This is a genomic window from Kitasatospora sp. NPDC054768 (genome assembly GCF_053612025.1).
This window is the reverse complement of sequence record NZ_JBSHBN010000267.1, coordinates 1-7,357: the sequence shown is the minus strand read 5'-3', so window position 1 is coordinate 7,357 and position 7,357 is coordinate 1. Positions and strand designations below refer to the sequence as shown.

General features: G+C 73.6%; 6 protein-coding genes. 3 read left to right on the top strand and 3 right to left on the bottom strand.

Going from position 1 to position 7,357, the window contains the following annotated elements:
- Nucleotides 1-94 precede the first annotated feature (94 nt).
- Genes ACWGKU_RS39550 through ACWGKU_RS39540 form a run of 3 tightly spaced genes read right to left on the bottom strand, consistent with a single transcriptional unit; the run spans nt 95 to nt 1,526 of the window.
- Nucleotides 95-595 carry a hypothetical protein gene (locus ACWGKU_RS39550; RefSeq protein ID WP_452178549.1) on the bottom strand — a complete coding sequence of 167 codons (501 nt, stop codon included), beginning with the start codon at nt 593-595 and terminating at the stop codon, nt 95-97.
- The gene (locus ACWGKU_RS39545) at nt 592-1,200 is read right to left on the bottom strand and encodes a hypothetical protein (RefSeq protein ID WP_452178548.1); all 609 of its coding nucleotides are present in this window, start codon (nt 1,198-1,200) and stop codon (nt 592-594) included. Before ACWGKU_RS39545 ends, ACWGKU_RS39550 begins: the two co-directional genes overlap by 4 nt.
- The gene (locus tag ACWGKU_RS39540) at nt 1,197-1,526 is read right to left on the bottom strand and encodes a hypothetical protein (protein WP_452178547.1); all 330 of its coding nucleotides are present in this window, start codon (nt 1,524-1,526) and stop codon (nt 1,197-1,199) included. The genes ACWGKU_RS39545 and ACWGKU_RS39540 overlap by 4 nt, the downstream gene beginning before the upstream one ends.
- A 464-nt stretch (nt 1,527-1,990) precedes the next feature.
- Here ACWGKU_RS39540 and ACWGKU_RS39535 point away from each other — a divergent pair, with 464 nt between their 5' ends.
- The 3 genes from ACWGKU_RS39535 to ACWGKU_RS39525 form a co-directional block, all read left to right on the top strand.
- Nucleotides 1,991-3,544, top strand: coding sequence for a sialidase family protein (locus ACWGKU_RS39535; RefSeq protein WP_452178546.1), 1,554 nt, complete (start codon nt 1,991-1,993; stop codon nt 3,542-3,544).
- Between the two features lie 667 nt (nt 3,545-4,211).
- Nucleotides 4,212-5,831 carry a S8 family peptidase gene (locus tag ACWGKU_RS39530; protein ID WP_401054585.1) on the top strand — a complete coding sequence of 540 codons (1,620 nt, stop codon included), beginning with the start codon at nt 4,212-4,214 and terminating at the stop codon, nt 5,829-5,831.
- A gap of 60 nt (nt 5,832-5,891) precedes the next feature.
- Nucleotides 5,892-7,357: hypothetical protein (locus tag ACWGKU_RS39525; RefSeq protein ID WP_452191792.1), on the top strand; the 1,466-nt coding region annotated here is incomplete at its 3' end.

The window sequence follows — 7,357 nt, the reverse complement described above, 5'->3', positions numbered from 1 at the left end:
TCCCCGGTCTACCCCCCCCGCGCGCCCCGGGGGCCCGGGGTCCCCCCCGGGGGGGCAGGTGCCCCGGGGCCCACGGCACCGTGCGGCCGGCGCGTCAGTCGAGGGCTTCCATGTCCAGAACCGGTGGTGACCACGGCGCTGCGAGGAGGCCGCCCGGCTGGATCCCGTACCGTCGCAGGCGGTCGGCCTCGGGCGCGTGCAGGACGAGGGCGTCCCAGAGGGAGGCCGTGCCGGCGCCGTCCTCCCGCTGTGCCCTGCCGGACTGCTCCAGGTAGTCGGCGAGCCGGTAGCGCGGCCGCTCGGGAGCCGCGTCCCCCGGGCGCGGTCGAATGCGGGTGAGCGGGCCGGGCGCCCCCAGGCACGGCGCCGTGGCATAGGCGAGTGCCGTACTGAACCAGTCGTCCGCGACCGAGTTCCACTGGTGGTCCGTCAAGTAGCCCGGCACGGCGCGTTCCAGCAATTCCTCGGGAATCGGTGATCCGAGGCCGAGGCGGCGGGCGTCGACGGCCGCGTCCATCAGGGCCCTTGCCGCGGGCCGGGCATGGCGGTAGCGCTCCAGGATGACCGGGGCGCTGGCCAAGTACTGTGTGATCATGCCGGATTCGGTGCGTTCCAGCGCGCCCGCAACGCCGCGGCGGCCCGGGAACCGACACCGCCCGGTGGCGTCAGCAGGTACTGCTGAAGGTCGTTCAGCCAGATCACCGTGCGAGGCGGTACGTGCGGCAGATCGGCCAGCAGCGCTTCGGCGGGGCTGGGCGAGATCGGATGCCACAGACGCCATCCGGGCGGGAGCCGGTGGATCAGCTCCCAGCAGGAGCGGGTCTTGCCCGTCGACGAGTCACCGACCAGTACGGCGAGGCTGCTGCTCCCCGCCACCGCCCGCGCGGCGACCTCGGCCAGAACGAGATCGTGCTCTCGCTCGACGTAGGCCGGCAGTGCGGGAACGATCTCGTCCGTCGACGGGGCGATGGCGCGGTGGACCTCCAGCTCGAACGGGTCCGTGAGCTGGTCGATGTGCCGCGTCAGAGGTCCTGGGGCTCCTCCGGGGATGGACTCTTCCGCTTCCAGCGGGCCGGGTCCCGTCGTCCTGGGTCCGAGCATGGCGAGCACATCGGCCACGCTGAGCAGTGACGGGAAGGCGTGTCGGACGTCCCTGTCGGCGTCCAGCATGGACCTGAGCTGGTCGGCGTGCCAGATCATGAACCCCTTGACCGCCAGGCCGACGCCGGATCGTGTGATGTGCGGATCTCCTCCCGCAGCCACAGCCCGTTGGCCTGCGGGGTCGACTTCGGCTTCACCTGGAACTTCGCCTGCAGGACGGTGAAACCCGTCCAGACCTCGGGCGTCGAAGCGATCCCGGAGAATGCCGCCGACCAGCGGATGGTTCCCTCGAAGGTCGCTTCCCGGCCACCGTCGGGTCCGTCGCCGAAGGCCTGGACGCCCGGCCCGAGAACCCTCCGGGCAAGGGCCACCACCATCTGTTCGAAAGCACGGGACCCGAGGCGGGTCAGGTCGTAGTCGGGCACGCCGACATCCTGGCAGAGCGTGCTGACAGCCAGTGGGCGCGGGGCTTGTGCGTCGGTTCAATTCCCGTTCCCCGCAAGGGAGTAAACGCCGGCGGCGTCGTTCCGCGAGTTGTGGTCGTACATCTTGTGCGATGTCATGATCCGGCTCACACTTCCGATTTGCGAACATGTGTGCACAGTCACATGGGCGCCCTTCACCCTTGCGCCTGCCGGGATCCCCGGCGGTCGGAGGGACGTTCCGTGTCACGCTCCTCCCTGGGAAGAGGACGGATCGTCGCGCTCGCGCGGTCCGCCGACTCCCGCGCCGCCGGCCATCACGACACCCCACCTCGCCGAGGGGCCCGGCGGCCGCCGTCGTCATCGCGCCCGAGCCCGAGCATCGGGGCAAGGGCAAGGACCACGAGGTGCGGCCTGCCGCGCCCGCCGGGTCGTCCGAACCACCCCCCCACGCGAAGGAGCTTCGGATGAAGCACCCGCGCACCCCCACCCCCTGGCGCAGGCCGTTCGCCACCGTCGCGGCGGCCGCCCTCGTCCTGGTCGGCGCGGCCTGGAACGCGAGCCCGGCCGGCGCGTCCGCGCCGCCGGCCCGCGCCGCCGGCGAGGCCACGTCCGGCACCAACCCGATCGCCCTGACCGTCGACGGCGGCGGACCGAGCCTGGTCCGGGTGAGCAGCGACCCGTTCACCAGCGCCGGCAGCCAGTACGCCACCGAGGTGGAGCCCGACACCTTCGCCTACGGCGGCACGATCGTCTCCGCCGCCCAGGTGGGGCGGTTCACTGACGGCGGGGCGGCCGGCCTCGGCTGGAACACCTCGTCGGACGGCGGCCTCAGCTGGCAGCACGGCATGCTGCCCGGCCTCACCACCCACTGGGGCGGCGGCAGTTGGGCCCGCGCCTCCGACCCCGCGGTCGCCTACGACGCCAGGCACGGCACCTGGATGGTGGCCGGCCTGGTCATCGACTCGGGACGCAACCCGGTGGGTGCGACCGTCAGCCGCTCCGCCGACGGCCTGCACTGGCAGGACCCGGTGCGGGCGGTCGGTCACGACGGCCAGGTCTACGACAAGGAGTGGATCGTCTGCGACAACACTCCGACCAGCCCGTACTTCGGCACCTGCTACGTCGAGGTCGACATCCCCTCCTCCGACAACCTGATGGTCATGTCCGCCTCCCGGGACGGCGGCGCCACCTGGTCCGCCCCGACCGGCCCGTCCGGCGTCAACCTGGGCCTCGGCGGCCAGCCGCTGGTGCGGCCCGACGGGACGGTCGTGGTCCCCTTCTCGACGGACACCACCTCGATCCGCTCGTTCACCTCCACCGACGGCGGCAGGTCCTGGAGCTCCACGGTCCTGGTCGCCGGCGTCGTCGCGCACGAGGTCGCGGGCGGGCTGCGCGACGGCGAGGGCCTGCCCTCGGCGGAGATCGACGCCGACGGCAGGGTCTACGTCGCCTGGCAGGACTGCCGCTTCCGGGCCGGCTGCGCGGCCAACGACATCGTCTACGCGAGCTCGGCCGACGGCACCACCTGGTCCGCCGTGACCCGGGTGCCGATCGACCCCACCACCAGCGGTGTCGACCACTTCATCCCCGGCCTCGGAGTCGACCGCACCACCGCCGGTCGCACCGCCAGGCTCGGGCTGTACTACTACTTCTACCCGAACGCCGACTGCACCGCCGACACCTGCGAGTTGGAGGTCGGCTTCGTCTCCTCCACCAACGGGGGCGCCACCTGGAGTGCGCCGCGGACCGTCGCCGGCCCGATGTCGGTGTCCCGGATCGCTGCCACGAGCGGGGGCGGCATGGTCGGTGACTACCTCTCCACGTCCGTCCTCCACGGCAGGGCGGTGGCCGTCTTCGCGGTCGGCAGGACGCCGACCGGCGGCCAGGCCTTCGACGAGGCCATGTACGCCGTCGCGGGCGGCCTCGCCGTCCGGCCCGGCACCGTTCCCTCCAGTACCGGGCCGGTCGTCACCGCACCCGGCCAGGCCCGGCACCGTTCGCCGGTGACCAGCTGGTGACCAGCTGGTGACCGGCCGCTGACCGGTCGGGCCCGTCCTCCCACCCGACGGGAGGACGGGCCCGCCCTACAGCGACGGTTCGACCACCACGGGCCGGTGGTCCGACACCGGCATCCTGGGCGCCCGCACCGAAGCCGCCTGGTGCGGTCCGAGTCCGGCCGCCAGGACGTGGTCGAGCCGCACCAGGGGCGGTGCGAGGGAAAGGTCCGCTCGCCGCCTCGGGCAGCCGCGTGCGGCGACCCCGCGAACCGGCGAACCGGCGACCCCGCGAACCCGCGGCCCGCCGACCGCCCGGCCGTGCCCCCTCCGCGCTCGGCTTCCACTGACCCGGCGCACGCCGTTCCCCGCGCCCCCGTTCCCCCGCCTCGTCGCCTCGTCGCGTCGTCGTGCCCGATGGTGCGCGACTCCCGTGGCCGTTTCGCTCCCGCCGTCACCTTCGCGACGGCGGGAGCGTCCGCGTTCCGGTGCGTGCTGCCAGGCCGGTCCTGGGGAGAGGGGCGAAACGGCCGGACCGGTGGGGGCGAACGGGCGTCGAGCACGGGAGGAGGCCCGTGCCGGGGCGGGCACCGGCGAGTTGCAGCGGCTGTGGGACCGGCTGACACTCGCAGCAGGAGCGGTGGCGCCGACGGGTCGGCCGCCGCGCCCGCCCCGGGAGATGAGAACGGTCATGGCGTACGAGCCGGAGAGCCCCTTCCGGTCGCCCATCGTGGGTGACCTCAACCTGTCCCCGCCCGGCGTCGTGCTCCGCGAGGCCGCGGAGCCCGAGGCCGACCCGGAGCGGCAGGTGCCGATGCTGATCGAGCTGAACCTTCGCTTTCCCGGCGGACTCCAGGCGGTCCGCGACGAGTTCTACGCGCTCTGGGAGCACTACGCGGGGCGGTCGAGCGGGTGGTGGCCGGTGGAGGTCACCTCGGGGAGCCATGTGCAGCCCGAGGTGCCGCGGGGGCTCGCGCTGGTCGCGCCGAAGCTGTACCAGACCGTCCTCTCCCGGGGGGACCTCCACGAGCTGGTGGAGGACGACCGGCAGTCCGCTGTCCGGACCGGGCGGCCGCCCGTCATCTTCCGGGTGTGGCCGGACTATCCGCTGGATCCCCAGATCGACCGCTCGGCACCCACGGTGAAGGCCAACGCCGCCTGGCGCGCCTACGACGCGCGCGGCAGCGGGATCGTGTGGGCGGTCATCGACAGCGGCATCGACGCCGCCCACCCGCATTTCTCCCGGCTGGAGCTCGCGGCCGAGGGGCGGGGCGAGGACCTGCCGCAGGGGCGGACCACCCGGTTGCACCGCGACTTCAGCTTCCTGGTGAACCCGGACGACCCCGTGGCGCAGCCACCCGGCGGAGCGACGGGCCAGAACCCGGCGTCGCCGCTCGTGGACGACAGCGGGCACGGCACGCACGTCGCTGGCATCATCGCGGGCTGCACCCCGGAGGGCATGACGCCGCGGGTGGCGACGCCGGACGAGCCCGGGGACGGCGGATTCGTCGCCAGGGCCGGCGCGGACCGGCTGTCCGGGATGGCGCCGGACTGCGATCTGGTCAGCATCAAGGTCATGAGGCTCAGCCGCCAGGGCACCTATGTGACCTCCTCCAGCGCGGTCATCCGCGCGCTGACCTACCTGCGGACCGAGGTCAACGTGGACCCGGCGGTGTTGCGCGTGCACGGCGTCAACATGAGCCTCGGCTGCGAGTGGAGGCCCGACCAGTACGCCGCGGGCCAGTCGCCGCTCTGCCAGGCCGTGGGCCAGGTGGTCGCCTCCGGTGTGGTCGTGGTGATCTCGGCCGGCAACTTCGGTGCCCGGAGCACGGCCCGGGACACCGCCAACACCTCGGCCATCATGGGCTCGATCACCGAACCGGCACACACCGAGGACTGCATCGCGGTCGGCTCCACCCACCGGGAGGCGCCGCACGCGTTCGGCGTCACCTGGACCTCGGGGAAGGGCCCGACGCTCGACGGCCGGATGAAACCGGACGTCGTGGCGCCCGGCGAGTGGATCGCCTCGGCGGCCAGCGGCGACGTGCGGGCCACCGCCGGGCTGACCCCGGCCCCGGGGGACCCGGTGCCGGAGAGTCTGCTGACGTACGCCGAGCAGTCCGGCACCTCGATGGCGGCGCCGCACGTGTCCGGTGTGATCGCGGCCTTCCTGTCCGCCCGCCCGGAGTTCATCGGCCGACCCCGGGAGGTCAAGAGCCTGCTCACCGCCTCCGCCACCGACCTCGGCCGGGAGCGGTACGCCCAGGGGGCGGGCCTGGTGGACCTGATGCGGATGCTGGCGAACGTGTGATGAACCGACGAACCGATGAACGGACGAACCGACGAACGGCCATCCGAAGGGTCATGTGCGATGAGGCGACTGCCGACCGACGAGCCCGTGTGGGACCTCACCTTCGACGAGAAGGGGGTGCTGACCGCGCCGGCGGCGGGTGACTTCCTCGACGAGGTGACGGCCGAGGGGGTGACGGACCTGTTCGTGTTCAGCCACGGGTGGAGCGTGGACGAACAGAGTGCCCGCGTGCTCTACGACGCGATGTTCCCGCTGATCCGGCAGGCCGCAAGCGGCGCGGCGAACCTCGGCACGGTGGGGTTCGCGGGCGTCCACTGGCCCGCGCTCTGGTTCCCGCCCACGCCGGCGACCCCGCCACCGGCGGTCGCCTCGCCCCAGGCCGGGGACGGCGCCCTGCTGGACCTCAGCGCCGGAACGGCGGCCGTCTCCGGGGCGGACATCGCCGCGTCGCTGGGCCAGGGCTTCGCCGACCCCGAGCAGCAGCAGACGGTGACCGAAATCGGCCGACGCATCGACGAGGCGGTGGCGGCGGCCGGTGCGGCCGAGTCCGATGCGGCCAAGGAGCAACGACTGGTGCGGATCCACGAGTTGATCCGGTCCCTGGTGCCGCCGCCCGGGCCGGACGGCGGGTTCGAGGACGCGGGCGAGACCGCGCTGCTCCTGGACGCCGATCCGAAGACGTCGTACCAGGCCGCCGCCGAGGCCTTCGGCAGCGCGCCGCCCGGCTCCTCCACGCAGGGCATTGGCGACTGGTTCCAGCACGCCGTGAACGGCGCGAAGGACGTGCTGCGGGTGCTCTCGTTCTCGATCATGAAGGCCCGGGCCGGCGACATCGGCCGGGGCGGCCTGGGGCCGCTGCTGGCCACCCTGCACGGCCGCTCGCCCGGCCTGCGGGTGCACCTCCTCGGCCACAGCTTCGGTGCCCGGCTGGTCTCCTTCGCCCTGGCCGGCGTCGGCGCCCCCGCGGACAGCCCGGTCGCCTCACTCCTGCTGATCCAGGGGGCGTTCTCGCACTGGTCCTTCGCCCACGCCCAGGACAACCCCTTCGGCAGCGCGGGTGCGCTGAACGCCTTCGCGGACCGGGTGCGCGGTCCGCTCGTCTCCACCTACAGCGTCCACGACTGGGCCGTCGGCGTGTGGTACCCGAAGGCGTCCTTCCTCGCCCGCCAGGACTCCGAGGCCGATGTCGCCGGACGCTGGGACGGCATGGGCGCGGACGGGTACCAGGCCGTGGTGCCGACCGGGGACCGGGTGATGCCGGCCGAGGGTGGCATCGACTACGCCTTCGTGCCCGGGACCTTCTACCGGGTGAACGCCGCCGCCGTCATCGACAACGTGGCGGGCGAGCCGTTCTCCGGTGCGCACTCCGACATCCGCAAGCCCCAGGTCGCCACGCTCGCGGCGGCCGCCGCCGCGGCGGCCGCCGCCGCCGCGCAGGCCACCGCGGCCCCCCCCGCGAAGCCCGCCGAGCCGGCCGCTCCGGCGACCCAGGCCGCCAAGCCGCAGGCCCAGGTCCAGGTGAAGAC

What these genes read in the sequence shown, in the direction of transcription:
- ACWGKU_RS39550 (WP_452178549.1), bottom strand. Translation starts at nt 595, where the DNA reads ATGATCACACAGTACTTGGCCAGCGCCCCGGTCATCCTGGAGCGCTAC.
- ACWGKU_RS39545 (WP_452178548.1), bottom strand. Translation starts at nt 1,200, where the DNA reads ATGATCTGGCACGCCGACCAGCTCAGGTCCATGCTGGACGCCGACAGG.
- ACWGKU_RS39535 (WP_452178546.1), top strand. Translation starts at nt 1,991, where the DNA reads ATGAAGCACCCGCGCACCCCCACCCCCTGGCGCAGGCCGTTCGCCACC.
- ACWGKU_RS39530 (WP_401054585.1), top strand. Translation starts at nt 4,212, where the DNA reads ATGGCGTACGAGCCGGAGAGCCCCTTCCGGTCGCCCATCGTGGGTGAC.